The sequence below is a fragment of the Anaerostipes faecis genome, from assembly GCF_910574135.1.
Classification (GTDB): domain Bacteria; phylum Bacillota; class Clostridia; order Lachnospirales; family Lachnospiraceae; genus Anaerostipes; species Anaerostipes hominis.
In genome coordinates this window covers 14,912-30,406 of the sequence record NZ_CAJSYK010000031.1, presented here as the reverse complement: position 1 = coordinate 30,406, position 15,495 = coordinate 14,912, and the positions used below count along the sequence as shown (strand labels likewise).

Here is a 15,495-nt window from a genome sequence, read left to right as displayed (position 1 = left end):
TCACCTCGATATTTGATATTTATATTTTACCAAATGTTCGGATGGATTGATATATCGTGTTAAATTTTCAAGGTACAAATTTATATCAAAGGTCAATGACCTTTTGACACCCTAATCCTATGAAATAAAAACGTTCCGCGGGTTGTGCACAGATGCGTAAGGGATTGGGGCGTTGAAGTGGGCTTGCCCACATTGTGCTAGAGAAGACAACCGGGAGGAATTCTATGAGCAGGGGACTTGAAGAGCATAAGGTCATAAAACAGAATAAAGAACTGAGATGCGGTTTTACGACAGGCTCCTGTGCGGCCGCTGCTGCCAAAGGAGCCGCCGCAGCCCTGCTTTTGGGAACACAGGAATCAAATGTTTCTCTTCTGACACCTGCGGGTATCCGTCTTTTTCTGCCCCTGGAGGATTTCAGGGTATCAGATAATTCGGTTTCCTGCTGTGTTACCAAAGATGCCGGGGACGATCCGGATGTCACAGACGGTATTCATATTTATGCGGAGGTGAAAAAAATCCCTTCTCCCGGAATTTTCATCGAAGGAGGAGAGGGGATCGGCAGAATTACAAGAAAAGGCCTTTTCCTGCCAGTCGGCGAGGCGGCCATCAACCCTGTGCCGAGAGAGATGATCACAGATGCCGTGCGGGAAGTCCTTGACCGGTCCGATTATGAAGGCGGCCTCTCAGTAACCGTCCGGACGCCGGAGGGCGGGGAGACGGCAAAGAAAACCTTCAATCCGCGCCTCGGGATCGAAGGCGGCATTTCAATTCTCGGGACCACCGGGATCGTAGAACCTATGAGCGAAGCGGCGATGGTTAAAAGTATTGAGGCAGAGATGCGGATTCTTCTCGCAGAGGGAAACGGATATCTTTTAGTGACGCCCGGCAATTACGGGGCTGACTATGTAAAAACACACTGCGGCATTTCGGGAGACAACATACTAAAGTGCAGTAACTTTGTGGGTGATACGATAGACATGGCTGTCAATTTAAAAGCCAGGGGAATTCTGTTTGTGTCCCATATCGGAAAGTTTATCAAGCTTGCAGGCGGGATCATGAATACCCACTCGAGAGAGGCAGACTGCCGGGCAGAGCTTATGGCAGCCGCTGCAGTAAGAAACGGGGCCGGCCTTAAAACGGTCAAAAAGATCCTTCAAATAAAGACGACGGAGGAAGGCATTTCTTTTCTGGAATCAGAAGGGATTCTGGAACGGACGATGGAAGACGTATTAGAAAGGATCGGGGAAAATCTTTCCCGAAGGGCCTATGACAGGCTGTTGACCGGTGCCGTGGTCTTTTCTGGCGGGCACGGATTTCTGGGGCAGACGAAACACACCGATTTATTATGGCAGAAACTAAAGGAGATAGAATGAGCGGAACACTATATGGAATTGGAGTAGGCCCGGGAGATCCGGAACTTATGACTTTAAAGGCAGTGAGAAAGATCAGGGAGTGCAGGGCAGTCGCTGTTCCGGGCAGAAATCCGGAAGAAAGCACAGCTTTTCAGATCGCGGCGAAGGCGTGTCCGGAAATAAAAGATAAAAAACTGATCGGAATCCACATGCCTATGACGAGAGATGAAGAAAAACTGAGGGAGAGCCATGAATCGGGGGCTTTTTTTCTGACAGAATGTCTTAAGAAAGGGATGGATGTCGCATTCTTAACGCTCGGTGACCCCACAGTGTATTCCACTTACCTGTATTTACATAAGATCGTCAGAAAACAGGGATTTCCGGCAGAGATCATAAGCGGTATTCCTTCCTTTTGTGCGGCCGCTGCCAGGATGGAAACAGGGCTTGCAGAGAAAGACCAGGCACTGCACATTATACCGGCTGCATATGAGGTGGAAGACTGGCTGGAACTTTCGGGGACAAAAGTATTCATGAAGGCCGGAAAACAACTGGCTCAGGTGAAGGAGAAATTGTCCGAAAAAAAACTGGCCGGAAGAATGGTAGAAAACTGCGGAATGAAAAATGAAAGACTTTATGACAGCATTGAAGAGATCCCCCAGGAGGCAGGGTATTACTCTCTGATTATCGTAAAGGAACAGGAGGATGTACAATGATTTATTTTGTCGGAGCAGGCAGCGGAGCGCCGGACTTGATCACCGTTCGGGGAAAGCAGCTGATTGAGACAGCGGATATCCTGATCTATGCCGGATCTCTGGTCAATCCGGAGCTTCTTTTATATGCCGGACCTGACTGTAAGCTCTATAACAGCGCAGAAATGACACTGGAAGAAGTTTTCAAGGTCATGGAAGAAGGGGAACTGGCGGGAGAGGACACAGTCCGGCTGCACACTGGAGATCCATGTCTTTACGGCGCCATCAGGGAACAGATGGATCTTCTGGATGAAAAAGAACTCCCTTATGATTACTGTCCTGGTGTCAGTTCTTTCTGCGGAGCGGCATCTGCCCTGAACTTAGAATATACACTTCCCGATGTGTCACAAAGCGTCATCATCACAAGGATGGCAGGAAGGACTCCGGTCCCGGAAAAAGAAAACATTGAATCCTTTGCCGCCCATCAGGCCACCATGGTGATTTTCCTCAGTACAGGAATGATAAAAGAATTATCAGAGAAGCTTGTGGAAGGCGGATACACCCGGGAGACACCGGCGGCCATCGTCTATAAGGCGACCTGGGAGGATGAGCAGACCTTCCTCTGCACTGTGGGGACTCTCTGCCAGACGGTAAGGGAGCACGGGATCACGAAAACAGCGCTGATCATTGTGGGAGATGCGGTCTCCCATCACCATTATAAGAGGTCTAAGCTCTATGATCCGGAGTTTACTACGGGATACAGAAAAGGAATCGAAAAATGAAGACAGCCATCATTTGCTTTAGCCAAAGAGGATTGAATATTGCCGGGAAATTGAAGACGGGTCTCAAAAAGTCGGGTCACGAGGCAGAGATCTCAGTGAAATCCAGATATATTAAGAACCGGGATGTACACTGTGTAACAGAATCATTAAATGACTGGACCGCAAGACAGTTTCGGGAAAAAGAAGCCTTATTTTTCATCGGGGCCTGTGGGATCGCAGTGAGGGCCATTGCACCTTTTGTCAAAAGCAAAGACACTGATCCCGCAGTCATAGCAGTCGATGAGGCAGCGAGCTTTGCGGTTCCTCTGCTGTCCGGACATCTGGGAGGCGCCAACGATCTGGCAGAACAGGCGGCTTTCCTCACGGGGGCTGTTCCTGTGATTACTACGGCTACGGATATAAATCAGGTGTTTGCGGTGGATCTGTTTGCAAAAAAGCACCGTCTGCATATCATGGATCTTGGGCTTGCCAAAGAAATATCAGCCTCTCTGCTGTCAGGGATTCCGGTCGGGTTTCACAGTGACTTTCCGGTGTCTGGGAATCTGCCGGAGGGACTGGTACGGGGAGAAGACACAAAACTCGGCATCTGCATTTCTGTGAGGAAGGATTTTCTTCCTTTTCAGAAAACCCTGAGGCTGATTCCGAAAGCAGTCGTTTTTGGAGTGGGATGCAGAAAAGACACGCCGGAAGAAGCCATAAAACAGGCTTTTTTACAGGCCTGTGAAAAAGGCCGGATTGAGCCTTTGGCATTGGGATTGACAGCCAGCATTGATTTAAAAAAGGAAGAACGCGGGCTCCTTGTTTTCTGCCGGGAGAAAGGAATTCCTTTTCAAAGTTTCACTGCCGAAGAGTTGATGCAGGCAGAAGGAGTATTTATGTCCTCTGCCTTTGTCAGCCGTGTGACCGGCGCAGATAATGTATGTGAGAGAAGCGCCCTTCTGGCGGCCGGAGACGGAGGAGAACTGATCGTGGGCAGACAGGCAGGAAACGGCGTGACCGCAGCTCTTGCGTTAAAAGATTGGAGGATCAGGTTTGAGTCATAAAATATATGTAGTGGGCATCGGCCCGGGAGCGTTTGAACAGATGACCGTAAAGGCGGCAGATATTTTAAGACAGAGCGATGTCATCATCGGATACACCGTATACATTGATCTTGTAAGAGATCACCTGCCGGGAAAACAATTTTTATCTACCCCCATGACAAAAGAGGCAGACCGGTGCCGGATGGCATTTTTGGAGGCGCGGAAGGGAAAGACCGTGTCGATGATCTGCAGCGGGGATGCGGGAATCTACGGGATGGCTGGTCTGATGTATGAAATCGGCGCACAATATCCTGATACAGAACTGGAAGTCATACCGGGGGTCACGGCGGCCACAGCCGGAGCAGCGCTGCTTGGGGCTCCATTGACCCATGATTTCTGTGTCATCAGCCTGAGTGATCTGCTGACTTCATGGAAAACCATCGAGGAACGGATTTTTGCGGCTTCCAGGGCAGACTTTTCTATCTGTCTGTACAATCCGTCCAGCAAGAAGCGGCGGGATTATCTGAAAAAGGCCTGTGAACTCATGCTAAAGTATAAATCCCCGGACACGGTATGCGGAATCGTAAAAAATATTGGAAGAGAGGGGGAGGAAAAGTTTCTCCTGACTCTTAAGGACCTTAAAGATGCAGAGGCGGATATGTTTACCACAGTATTTGTTGGGAATTCCCAGACAAAGACCCTGTCCGAAGCGATGGTCACTCCGAGAGGATATAAAGATGTATAAAGTATTTTTATTTGCGGGCACCACAGAGGGCCGGGAACTGGCGGGGTTTCTAAGCCGGGCCGGTGTGGAGGTCTTTGTATTTACGGCAACTGAATATGGAAAAAGCCTGATCGGGGAAGCGGAGAATATGGTCCTGTCCTATGAAAGGCTTTCCGCAGAAAAGATGGAAGAACAGATCAGAACCGAAAAACCGGATCTTGTGGTAGACGCCACACACCCGTATGCAGAATTGGTGACGGAGAATATACGGTCAGCCTGTATCCATACCCATACGGAGCTGATACGGCTGGTCAGGGACGAGGGGACATGGGACGGAGGAGACATTACATATGTCAGTTCCGCAAAAGAAGCAGCGGAGTTTCTTTCACGTACAGAGGGAAATGTTCTTTTGACAATCGGAAGCAAAGATCTGGCAGAGTTTACCGCGGTTCCTGGTTATGAAGAGAGGATTTATGCGAGAGTCCTCTCCCTGCCGGACGTGGTAAAAAGCTGTTCCGGACTCGGGTTTCGGGGAAGCCGCCTGATCTGCATGCAAGGGCCGTTTTCAAAGGAACTGAATACTGCAATGCTCAGGCAGTATGACTGTAAATGGATGGTGACAAAGGCCTCCGGAATGGAAGGCGGATTTCCGGAAAAATTGGAGGCTGCTAAAGAGGCGGGGGCAAAGCTTCTGATTATCGGGAGGCCGAAAAAGGAAGAGGGGCTTAACTTCAAAGAATGCCGGAAGATGCTTAGGGAGCGTTTTCAGATACCATACCGTCCGGAGATTACTCTTGCAGGCGTGGGAATGGGAAGTATCGAAATGATGACCGGGGAGGCAGTGCGTGCATGCCAAAATGCAGATCTTCTGATCGGAGCCGGCCGGGTGCTGGAGGCAGCAGAAAAAGCGGCCGGAAACGCTCATAAGGCAGAGCTTTATAAGGAATACAAAAGTGAGGAAATCTTTTCCTTCATAAAGTCTCATCCATTTTATTACCATATTGTCATTGCTATGTCAGGAGATCCCGGGTTTTACAGCGGGGCAAAAAAACTGTACGGACTGCTGTCTTCAGAAAAAGAATGGAATGTAAAAGCGGTGTCCGGTATTTCTTCTCTGTCCTATTTCATGGCGAAACTGCATCTTTCCTGGGAAGATGCAGTGATGGTAAGCTGCCATGGACAGAAAACACATCTTGTACAGAAAATAGCGTCCAGCAGGAAGGTATTTGCGATCCTGGGCACAGGAACAGAAGTCGGGGAGCTGGCAAAGGAACTCCTTCAATATGGCCTTGACAACGTTATCTTCCATACGGGGGAACGGCTTTCCTACCCCGACGAAAAGATCAGATCCGGTCTGCCTCAGGAATTCCTTTGCTGCCGGACGGATGCTTTAAGTGTGCTCTGTGTGGAAAATCCCAGGCCACGGAAACGTTTTGCACTTCACAGTTTACAGGATGATCTGTTCGTGCGCGGGAAGGTTCCCATGACGAAGCAGGAAGTGAGGAGCATTACTCTTTCAAAGCTTAAGCTTTTAAAAGATGCTGTCTGCTATGATATCGGTGCAGGCACAGGATCTGTCTCCATAGAGATGGCAGAGAAAGCATATGAAGGACGCGTATATTCGGTGGAAAAGAAACCGGAAGCGGCAGATTTGATCCGTCAAAACCGGAGAAAATTTTGTATGGATTCTATTCATATCGTGGAAGGAACGGCACCGGAGGCAATAAAAAGGCTGGAACCCCCAACCCATGTCTTTATTGGAGGAACCTCAGGCAATCTTACAGAAATCCTTCATTCTGTATTAAAGAAAAATCCCAGGGTCAGGATCGTTATGAACTGCATTACTCTGGAGACACTTACAGAGGCAGTCAAGGCCTTTCAAACTCTGCCTGTTACGGAGCCGGATATCGTGAATGTGACGGTGAGCAGGGCGAAAAAAGCCGGCAGCTATCATTTGATGATGGGAGAAAATCCTGTTTTTATCCTTGCCTGCTCCGGAACCGGGGAGGTGTGCCGTGAAGATTGACAGACTCTTATTTACGGCCCCGCAGAGTGCAGGCGGGAAGACGATGGTGACCTGCGGCATTCTTGCCGCCCTCGGCGGGATGGGCAGAAAGACGGTGTCCTTTAAGTGCGGACCGGATTATATTGATCCGATGTTTCACCGCAAAGCAGTCGGAACCGATGCCTGGAATTTAGACCCCTTTCTGACACCCGGCCCGGCAGTCAGATCCCTGCTGGTCCGCCATGCAAAAAACGCCGATCTGGCTGTGATGGAAGGGGTCATGGGGTATTATGACGGCCTCGGAGGGACAACGACAAAAGCCAGTGCATATGAGCTGTGTAAAATCACAGGCACTCCCGCAGTCCTGATCGTCGATGCAAAAGGGGTGAGCACCTCTGTTCTGGCTCAGATCCATGGCTTTTTATCATGGAAAAAGGACAGCGGGATCAGGGGAGTCCTTTTAAACCGGATATCTCCGATGCTCTATCCCCGGATGAAGCAGTTGATTGAGGAACAGCTGGACATCCCGGTTGTGGGATATGTGCCGGAAGTCCCGGACTGTGTGTTTAAAAGCCGCCATCTCGGGCTTATTTTGCCGGAGGAGATTACGGATATCAAAGATAAGCTTCACCGTCTTGCAGGCATTATGAGAGAAACCATTGACTGGGATACATTATTCAGGATTGCGGAAGGTGCCGCTTCTCTGGAGGCAGATGATGAAACAGATCCTCCGGATTATTTTGAGAACACAGACCTTTCTAAGGTAAGGATTGGAATTGCGGAAGATGAGGCCTTTTGTTTTATGTACAGAGAAAATTTAGAACTGCTCAGTGACATGGGAGCAAAACTTGTGTTTTTTTCGCCCATTCATGACAGACACCTGCCGAAAGATTTGGACGGACTGATCTTTTACGGCGGTTATCCGGAGCTTTATGGAATGGAACTTGAGGAAAATCATGCGATGAGACGAGAGACTGCATCTGCTGTGTCCTCCGGCCTTCCATGTATGGCCGAGTGCGGAGGCTTTCTGTATCTTCACAGGGAGATGGAGGATAAAGACGGCGTTTTCAGGAAAATGGCAGGCGTGATTCCGGGGAAGGCATATAAAAAGGACAGACTTTCGAGGTTCGGATATATCTCTTTACATCAGAGATCGGGAACCTTGTTTGGAACCGGTCCGGCAAAACTTACAGCCCACGAATTTCACTACTATGATTCCGACTGCTGCGGGCAGGATTTCTATGCAAAAAAACCTGTGGGCAGCAGAGGCTGGGAATGTATATTCGCATCCGACACTTTGTTTGCAGGCTTTCCTCATTTTTATTACTATGGCATTCCGGAACTTCCAAAGGCATTTTTAATAAAATGCCGTCAATACAAGGCGAAAAAGAGGAGATAAAATGGACATCACAGAAATCAGCAGTCATATCAAGAAACCGGATGAAAACGCTGTGAAACGGTGCAGGGAGCGCTGGGACAGCATAGCAAAACCGCTGCACAGCCTTGGAAAGCTGGAAGATCTGATCGTAAAGATCGCGGGAATCACCGGAAGTGAGCACATAAATCTCACAAAAAAAGCACTGGTTTGTATGTGTGCCGACAACGGAGTCGTGGAAGAGGGAATCTCCCAGTCAGGACAGGAAGTCACGGCGATCGTTTCCGAAAATATGTTAAACGGCAGGGCCACTTCCAGTGTAATGTGCCGGCATCTGGGTGCAGATTTGTTTGCCTTGGACGTGGGAGTCGCATGCGAGACGTCTCTGATCCAAAAGAAATCAGCTTTTGGAACAAAAAATATGCTGAAAGAGCCTGCGATGACCAGAGAGGAAGCCGTCAGGGCCGTCAATGCGGGAATTTCCATGGCATTTGAGCTTTCCCGGCAGGGTTATTGTATCGCGGCCACCGGAGAGATGGGTATCGGAAATACGGCCACCAGCAGTGCGGTCGCATCCGTTCTTCTGAACCGGCCGGCAGAAGAAATGACCGGACGGGGAGCGGGTCTCGATCATCAGAGACTCCGGCGCAAGATTCAGGTGATCGAACAGGCAGTAAATATGCACCGTCCCGACAGTAAGGACCCGCTGGATGTTCTCTCCAAAGTCGGTGGCTTTGATCTGGCTGCTCTGACAGGATTCTTTCTGGGCGGGGCAGCGGCAAAACTTCCTATAGTGGTTGACGGTTTTATCTCCGGGACAGCGGCTCTGGCGGCAGCGAAAATCTGTCCAGATGCAGTCCATTCCATGCTTCCTTCCCACAAGTCAAAGGAGCCGGCGGCAGGACTGCTGCTGGACGCGCTCGGGCTGGATGCCTGCCTGGACTGCGGCATGAGTCTTGGAGAAGGAACAGGAGCTCTTATGCTGTTTCCTTTGCTGGACATGACATTGGATATCTATGAAAAAATGAGCACCTTTGATGAAATCAACGTGGAACAGTATGTTCCTCTCGGCTGAAAGGAGGGCCGGATGTTTACATTAGTCACCGGCGGCAGCGGCAGCGGAAAATCAGAATATGCAGAGAGTCTTGCAGATTCCTGGAACGATCCGAAAATCTATGTGGCAACCATGATGCCGTTTGATGAGGAGACCGGAAAGAAAATTCAAAGACACCGGGATATGAGGAGGGACAAAGGATTTGTCACTGTGGAATGTTTTACCGGGCTTTCTGCCCTCCATCTCCCGGAGGGGTGTCATGTACTGCTGGACTGTATGTCAAATCTCACGGCCAACGAAATGTATACAGAAGAGGGGGCTGGGCTTGACACAAGGGATTCCATTCTCTCCGGCATAGAAAATCTTCTGGCATTTGCAGAGGATGTATGTATTGTCACCAATGAGATTTTTTCAGACGGAATAGAATACGGCGCCGAAACGATCCGCTATCAGAGATGTCTTGGGGCTTTGAACTGCCGGATGGCTGAGATGGCAGACCGGGTGGTGGAAGTGGTATGCGGGATTCCACTGAGACAGAAAGGATGAGGCAAAGAAATGAACCAGCTTTGGAACAGTTTTAAAATCGCATTTTCCATGTATTCCAGAATTCCCGTGCCGGGAAGTGAATGGACAAAAGAACATATGAAATATACCCTTTGTTTCTTTCCGGCAGTCGGGGTTATTGTGGGACTTCTTGTCATTTGCTGGTCCGATTTCAGCCGCTTTCTTGATTTTGGGATGCCGGCCCGCACGGCGGGATTAACTCTGATCCCGGTCATTGTCACCGGAGGCATCCATATGGACGGATTCATGGATACTGCAGACGCTCTGGGATCTTTCCGGGGCAGAGAAAAAAAGCTGCTTATTTTAAAAGACCCCCACTGCGGAGCATTTGCCGTTCTTTCATGTGTGTGCTATTTTCTGGCATATGGAGGTGCCGTCAGCGAGATCGGGAGAGGAAATCTTCTGATCCTTGCCTGGGGATTTGTGCTGTCGCGGGCGTTGAGTGCATTTTCTATCGCCTCTTTTCCCATGGCAAAAGAAACAGGGCTTGCGGCATCCTTCTCCGGGGCTGCCCATAAAAAAGCGGTGCGCGGAGTCTCGGCTGTGACGGCGGCAGGTTCTGCGGCCGTCATGTGCTTCCTGAATCCTGCCGCCGGACTTTTGTGCATCGGAGGAGCCGTTTTATCCTTCGTCTGGTATTACCGGATCTCGATGAAGCAGTTTGGGGGCATCACAGGGGATCTCGCAGGGTGGTTTCTGCAGATATGTGAGCTGTCTGCGGCCATATGCCTGGCCGTAATAGAGAAAATAATGTAAAGGAGCAGTCATGATTATCATCATAGGAGGAGCATTTCAGGGAAAAAAAGAATATGCGGAAAGGGTCACCGGCATTTCGGGAGACCAGATGACAGACGGAGCGGAGTGTTCTTTGGAGGAGATTTATTCCTGCCAATGCCTTTATCATTTTCATGAATGGATCAGGCGGAAACTGCCGGACATAAAGGATTATGAACAGGAAGCCAGGAAAATTTTCGAAGCAAATCCAGAGCTGGTTCTCATAGCCAATGAACTCGGCTGCGGTGTTGTGCCGGTAAATGCATTCGACCGGAACTTTCGGGAGACAGAGGGGAGACTTCTTACCTGTCTTGCCGGGATGAGCAGTGAAGTGCACCGGGTCGTGTGCGGAATAGGTACGGTGATCAAGGGATGATCAGAGGATATTTGATCCGGCACAGCATGACAGGGAGCAATGCTTTGGGCCGCTATGCCGGGAAAAGAACAGATGAAGATTTAAGTACAGAAGGGATAAGCTTGTGTCTGGACAGGATATATCCGCAGACAGACGTGGTCTATACAAGCCCTATGAGACGGTGTATACAGACTGCCGGACTTCTTTACTGCGGAAAAAAGCCTGTGATCCGGGAACAGTTCGCTGAGTGTGATTTCGGCATTTTTGAGGGAAAGAACTACAAAGAGTTATCCGGCGAGCCTGAGTATCAGGAATGGATCGCCAGTAATGGAACCCTCCCATTTCCTGAAGGCGAGAGCAGAGAAGAGTTTCAGGCCAGGTGTCTTGAAGGGTTTTCTCTATGCATAGAGCACTGCATACAGTATCAATATAAAAGTTTTGCAATGGTAGTCCATGGAGGCACGATCATGAGTATTTTAGACGGCTTTGCCATCCCTCACAGAGATTATTTTCACTGGCAGGTGAAAAATCTGGAGGGATATGAAATAGAGACAGATGAAAAACAGTGGGCCTCAGGGAGGCGTGAAATCTATGTAAGAAGAGAGGGAACAGACATATGGAAATAAGAGCAGCGGCGTTATTGTTTGGGTTTTTTCTGGACTTCCTGTTTGGTGATCCCCGCTGGCTCTATCATCCCATCCGCCTGATCGGTTCAGCCATTTCTGCGGTGGAAAAGGGAATCCGGGCTGTTTTTCCTAAAACACCCCGCGGGGAAAGAGCAGGAGGGATTCTTCTGATCCTTCTGATCGGGTCCGGTTCCTTCGCCCTCCCGTTTTTTGTCTTGAAAATGCTGTACGGCTGGAGCCAGACAGCAGGATTTCTCCTGGAGTCTTTTTTATGTTATCAGCTGACGGCGGCCAGAGGTTTGAAAGATGAGAGTATGAAAGTTTACAGAGAGCTTACTGAAGGCTCTCTTGCGGGGGCCAGAAAGGCAGTCTCTATGATCGTCGGAAGAGATACAAAAGAACTTACCCAAACCGGCGTTATAAAGGCTGCCGTGGAAACAGTGGCAGAAAATACATCGGACGGAGTCGTAGCCCCGTTATTTTATATGTCGTTAGGCGGTGTCCCACTGATGTTTCTCTACAAGGCCATCAACACGATGGATTCCATGGTAGGCTATAAGAATGAAAAATATCTGAATTTCGGCAGATATCCGGCAAAGCTGGATGACTTGGCAAACTATATTCCTGCCAGGCTGTCTGCATGGTTCATGATCGCTGCCTGTATTTTTACTGGAAATGATGTATTGGCGGCCAGACAAATTTACAGGCGAGACCGGAGAAATCATAAGAGTCCCAATGCCGCCCATACGGAAGCAGTGACAGCAGGGGCTCTGCACATCCGGCTGGCAGGAAATGCCTGGTACTTCGGAGAACTATATGAAAAACCTACAATTGGTGATGATTTAAGGCCTCCTGAGCCGGAGGATATAAAAAGAGCCAACGGCCTCATGTATGGATGCAGCCTCTTGGCAGCCGCCGTTTTTGGGTTTATACTTATGTGCATCGGATGGAAGTTTTGACCGGAAGGAGGATTGGCATGAAGAAACATATACACGGGGGAGATATTTACCGTCACGGGCATGTGACTGATTTCTCTGCCAATGTAAATCCTCTCGGAACGCCGGAGAGTGTCAGAGAAGCTGTTCGGAATTCGGCCGACGGCGTCGAATACTACCCGGACGTTCACTGCAGCAAATTAAAAAAGGCATTATCAGACTGGGAACAGGTTCCTGAATCCTGGCTGATCTGCGGCAACGGCGCCGCGGATCTTATTTTTGCCCTGACACTGGCGTTAAAGCCTAAAAGGGCGTTAATCCTGGCCCCGACCTTCGCAGAATATGAACAGGCACTGAAAAGCGTAGGCTGTCAGATAACCTATTTTTATTTGACGGAGCAGGAGGAATTTCTTGTGACAGAGAAGATCCTTTCAGAGATCACCCCGGCTCTGGATATGGTGTTTTTGTGCAATCCGAACAATCCCACGGGAGAGCTGACCGACAGGGAATTACTGTTGAAACTCTCAGAAGAGTGCAGAAAAAATCAGGTTTTTTTAGCAGTGGACGAGTGTTTCTTAGATTTCGTCCCGGATGGACAGGACTATGAGCTGGCAGGCTGCCTGAAACATAACCGCAATATTTTTTTGCTGAAGGCATTTACAAAGCGTTACGCCATGGCCGGTCTCCGTCTCGGATACGGTATCTGTTCTGATGAAAATGTTCTTTTCAGAATGGAGGAAGTGACTCAGCCATGGAGAGTGTCATCGCCTGCCCAGGCCGCAGGAACTGCGGCTTTGTCGGAGCAGTCCTATTTAAAGCGGTCAGTACGGTTCGTATCTGCACAGAAACATATATTAAAAAAAGCATTGGAGGAAGCAGGCTTTCGAGTTTATGGGTCCAGAGCCAACTATTTATTTTTTAAAGGTCCGGAGGATTTTTATAAATACTGCCTTTCTAACTCAATTCTGATCAGAGATTGTGAAAATTATGAGGGGCTGTCTAAGGGGTGGTTCAGGATCGCAGTCCGGACGGAAAAGGAAAACCGGCGGTTCATTCAGATCCTTCAGGCGTTTTCGAAAGGAGAAACAGCATGGCAAAGACAATCATGATTCAGGGAACGATGTCAAACGTTGGGAAAAGTCTTATTACCGCAGGGCTTTGCAGAATATTTAAGCAGGATGGCTATAAAACCGCTCCGTTCAAGTCTCAGAATATGTCGCTGAACTCATACATAACAAAAGACGGACTGGAGATGGGACGTGCTCAGGTTATGCAGGCAGAGGCGGCGGGAATCGAACCGTCTGTCTGTATGAATCCGATTCTTTTAAAGCCTTCCAGCGATACCGGCTCACAGGTAATCGTAAACGGGAAAGTCCTTGGGAGTATGAGCGCCAGGGAGTATTTTGCATATAAAAAAACACTGGTTCCTGAAATCCAAAAGGCATTTGATGCTTTGAGCAGGGACAATGATATCATTGTCATAGAAGGTGCAGGCAGTCCGGCAGAGATTAATCTGAAACAGGACGATATCGTCAACATGGGCATGGCAAAACTGGCCGATGCCCCCGTGCTTTTAGTAGGAGATATTGACCGGGGAGGCGTCTTTGCACAGCTGACCGGAACCATGCTGCTGCTTACCAAAGAAGAGCAGAAGCGGGTGAAAGGAATGATTATCAACAAGTTCCGGGGTGATAAAACAATCCTGGAGCCCGGTATTGAGATGCTGGAAGAAAAAGTGCAGATCCCCGTCGTAGGGGTTACCCCATACATGAATCTTGAACTCGACGATGAGGACAGCCTGACCGAGAGGTTTGACCGGAAGACAAAAAAGGAATTGGTCGACATTGCTGTGATCCGGTTTCCGAGAATGTCTAATTTTACAGATTTTAACGTTTTTGAGCTCATTCCCAATGTGTCTCTGCGTTATGTAAAAAAAACGGGAGAACTCGGAGATCCGGATATGATCCTGCTTCCGGGAAGCAAAAATACCATTGAGGATCTCCTGTGGCTTCGTCAGTCCGGCTTGGAAAATATGATTCTGAAAGAAGCCTCCGGGGGAACGATTATTTTTGGAATCTGCGGAGGCTATCAGATGCTGGGAGAAGTGCTGTCTGACCCTCATCATGTGGAGACAGGCGGAATGGTCAAAGGAATGGGACTGCTCCCGATCGACACCGTCTTTTCCAAACAAAAAACAAGAAGCCGGGTAGAGGGAAGGTTCCTTGAACTGGATGGAGATTTATGTTCGCTCTCAGGAGCCTCTTTTGAGGGATATGAAATCCATATGGGGGTCTCTACTCAACATGGCGATGGAAAGCCTATGATATGTCTTGAAGATAGAGTGAATGGTGTCAAGAAACCATGTGGAATTTGCAGGGAAAATGTATACGGTACTTATGTCCATGGGATTTTTGACCTTGCGGATACGGCGGAAAAGATTGTCCGTGCCATTGGAGAAAAGAAAGGGATCTATCTTTCCGATGCTCCGGCGACGGATTACCGGCAGTTAAAGGAAGATCAGTATGATCTGCTGGCAGATGAACTGAGAAAGCATCTGGATATGGAAAAAATATATGAAATCCTCGATAAAGGAGCAAAAGACTGATGAAGATTGAACTTGAGAATGTGGAGCCTGCACAGATCGAGGCAAGAAGTTTTGAGATCATAACAGAGGAACTGGGGGAGTTTCCTCTGATTCCCGAAACAGAACCTATTGTAAAACGCTGTATTCATACAAGCGCTGACTTTGATTACGCAAAAAATCTTTGCTTTTCGGATAATGTAGTATCGCTTGCCATAGATGCCATCAAAAACGGCGCATCCATTGTGACAGATACGCAGATGGGCAGGGCCGGGATCAATAAAAAGAAACTGGCCCGGTATGGAGGAACAGTTCAGTGTTTTATGTCTGATAAAGATGTTGCAGAAGCAGCAAAAACAAACGGCACCACAAGGGCTGTGGCGAGTATGGACAAAGCGGCGGCTCTGGGTGAGAAGTTTATTTTTGCAGTTGGGAATGCCCCGACGGCACTGATAAGGCTGTATGAGCTGATCAGGGAAGGGAAACTGGAGCCTCACCTGGTGATAGGGGTTCCCGTGGGATTTGTCAATGTGGTTCAGTCAAAAGAACTGATCATGGATGCAGAAGTTCCGTATATTGTGGCAAGAGGAAGAAAAGGCGGGAGCAATATTGCGGCGTGTATTGTAAATGCACTGCTTTATATGATGGAGTGAGGGA

Annotated in this window: 16 protein-coding genes; all 16 read left to right on the top strand. The window is 48.9% G+C overall.

Annotated elements, in window-relative coordinates; all coding sequences use genetic code 11:
• Nucleotides 1-224: 224 nt before the first annotated feature.
• Genes cbiD through QGT46_RS15105 form a run of 16 tightly spaced genes read left to right on the top strand, consistent with a single transcriptional unit; the run spans nt 225 to nt 15,491 of the window.
• Complete coding sequence (gene cbiD, locus QGT46_RS15180; protein WP_148460153.1) at nt 225-1,373, top strand: cobalt-precorrin-5B (C(1))-methyltransferase CbiD; 1,149 nt, start codon at nt 225-227, stop codon at nt 1,371-1,373.
• On the top strand, nt 1,370-2,065 hold the full coding sequence (gene cobI / locus QGT46_RS15175) for a precorrin-2 C(20)-methyltransferase (RefSeq protein WP_024727641.1): 696 nt from the start codon (nt 1,370-1,372) through the stop codon (nt 2,063-2,065). The genes cbiD and cobI overlap by 4 nt, the downstream gene beginning before the upstream one ends.
• Entirely contained in the window at nt 2,062-2,823 is a 762-nt protein-coding gene (cobM, locus tag QGT46_RS15170) for a precorrin-4 C(11)-methyltransferase (RefSeq protein ID WP_148460154.1), read from the top strand. Before cobI ends, cobM begins: the two co-directional genes overlap by 4 nt.
• Nucleotides 2,820-3,866 (top strand): cobalt-precorrin 5A hydrolase, encoded by a 1,047-nt coding sequence (locus QGT46_RS15165; RefSeq protein WP_148460155.1) that lies wholly within the window; start codon nt 2,820-2,822, stop codon nt 3,864-3,866. Before cobM ends, QGT46_RS15165 begins: the two co-directional genes overlap by 4 nt.
• Nucleotides 3,856-4,590 carry a precorrin-3B C(17)-methyltransferase gene (gene cobJ / locus QGT46_RS15160; RefSeq protein WP_148460156.1) on the top strand — a complete coding sequence of 245 codons (735 nt, stop codon included), beginning with the start codon at nt 3,856-3,858 and terminating at the stop codon, nt 4,588-4,590. The genes QGT46_RS15165 and cobJ overlap by 11 nt, the downstream gene beginning before the upstream one ends.
• A complete protein-coding gene (gene cobK, locus QGT46_RS15155) occupies nt 4,583-6,595 on the top strand; it encodes a precorrin-6A reductase (RefSeq protein WP_148460157.1) in 2,013 nt (670 codons plus the stop codon). The genes cobJ and cobK overlap by 8 nt, the downstream gene beginning before the upstream one ends.
• On the top strand, nt 6,585-7,973 hold the full coding sequence (locus tag QGT46_RS15150; RefSeq protein ID WP_024727636.1) for a cobyrinate a,c-diamide synthase: 1,389 nt from the start codon (nt 6,585-6,587) through the stop codon (nt 7,971-7,973). Before cobK ends, QGT46_RS15150 begins: the two co-directional genes overlap by 11 nt.
• Before the next feature lies 1 nt (nt 7,974).
• The gene (gene cobT / locus QGT46_RS15145) at nt 7,975-9,024 is read left to right on the top strand and encodes a nicotinate-nucleotide--dimethylbenzimidazole phosphoribosyltransferase (RefSeq protein ID WP_024727635.1); all 1,050 of its coding nucleotides are present in this window, start codon (nt 7,975-7,977) and stop codon (nt 9,022-9,024) included.
• Between the two features lie 12 nt (nt 9,025-9,036).
• A complete protein-coding gene (locus QGT46_RS15140; protein ID WP_148460158.1) occupies nt 9,037-9,549 on the top strand; it encodes a bifunctional adenosylcobinamide kinase/adenosylcobinamide-phosphate guanylyltransferase in 513 nt (170 codons plus the stop codon).
• A 9-nt stretch (nt 9,550-9,558) separates the two neighbouring features.
• Nucleotides 9,559-10,323: an adenosylcobinamide-GDP ribazoletransferase gene (locus tag QGT46_RS15135; protein ID WP_024727633.1), complete on the top strand. Its 765-nt coding sequence runs from the start codon at nt 9,559-9,561 to the stop codon at nt 10,321-10,323.
• Between the two features lie 10 nt (nt 10,324-10,333).
• Complete coding sequence (locus tag QGT46_RS15130) at nt 10,334-10,717, top strand: bifunctional adenosylcobinamide kinase/adenosylcobinamide-phosphate guanylyltransferase (protein WP_148460159.1); 384 nt, start codon at nt 10,334-10,336, stop codon at nt 10,715-10,717.
• Nucleotides 10,714-11,322, top strand: coding sequence for a histidine phosphatase family protein (locus QGT46_RS15125; protein ID WP_148460160.1), 609 nt, complete (start codon nt 10,714-10,716; stop codon nt 11,320-11,322). The genes QGT46_RS15130 and QGT46_RS15125 overlap by 4 nt, the downstream gene beginning before the upstream one ends.
• Nucleotides 11,313-12,281 (top strand): adenosylcobinamide-phosphate synthase CbiB, encoded by a 969-nt coding sequence (cbiB, locus tag QGT46_RS15120; RefSeq protein ID WP_024727630.1) that lies wholly within the window; start codon nt 11,313-11,315, stop codon nt 12,279-12,281. The genes QGT46_RS15125 and cbiB overlap by 10 nt, the downstream gene beginning before the upstream one ends.
• Nucleotides 12,282-12,298: 17 nt before the next feature.
• Nucleotides 12,299-13,366 (top strand): pyridoxal phosphate-dependent aminotransferase, encoded by a 1,068-nt coding sequence (locus tag QGT46_RS15115; protein ID WP_148460161.1) that lies wholly within the window; start codon nt 12,299-12,301, stop codon nt 13,364-13,366.
• Complete coding sequence (locus tag QGT46_RS15110) at nt 13,348-14,862, top strand: cobyric acid synthase (RefSeq protein ID WP_148460162.1); 1,515 nt, start codon at nt 13,348-13,350, stop codon at nt 14,860-14,862. Before QGT46_RS15115 ends, QGT46_RS15110 begins: the two co-directional genes overlap by 19 nt.
• Nucleotides 14,862-15,491, top strand: coding sequence for a precorrin-8X methylmutase (locus QGT46_RS15105; RefSeq protein ID WP_148460163.1), 630 nt, complete (start codon nt 14,862-14,864; stop codon nt 15,489-15,491). The genes QGT46_RS15110 and QGT46_RS15105 overlap by 1 nt, the downstream gene beginning before the upstream one ends.
• Nucleotides 15,492-15,495: the final 4 nt, after the last annotated feature.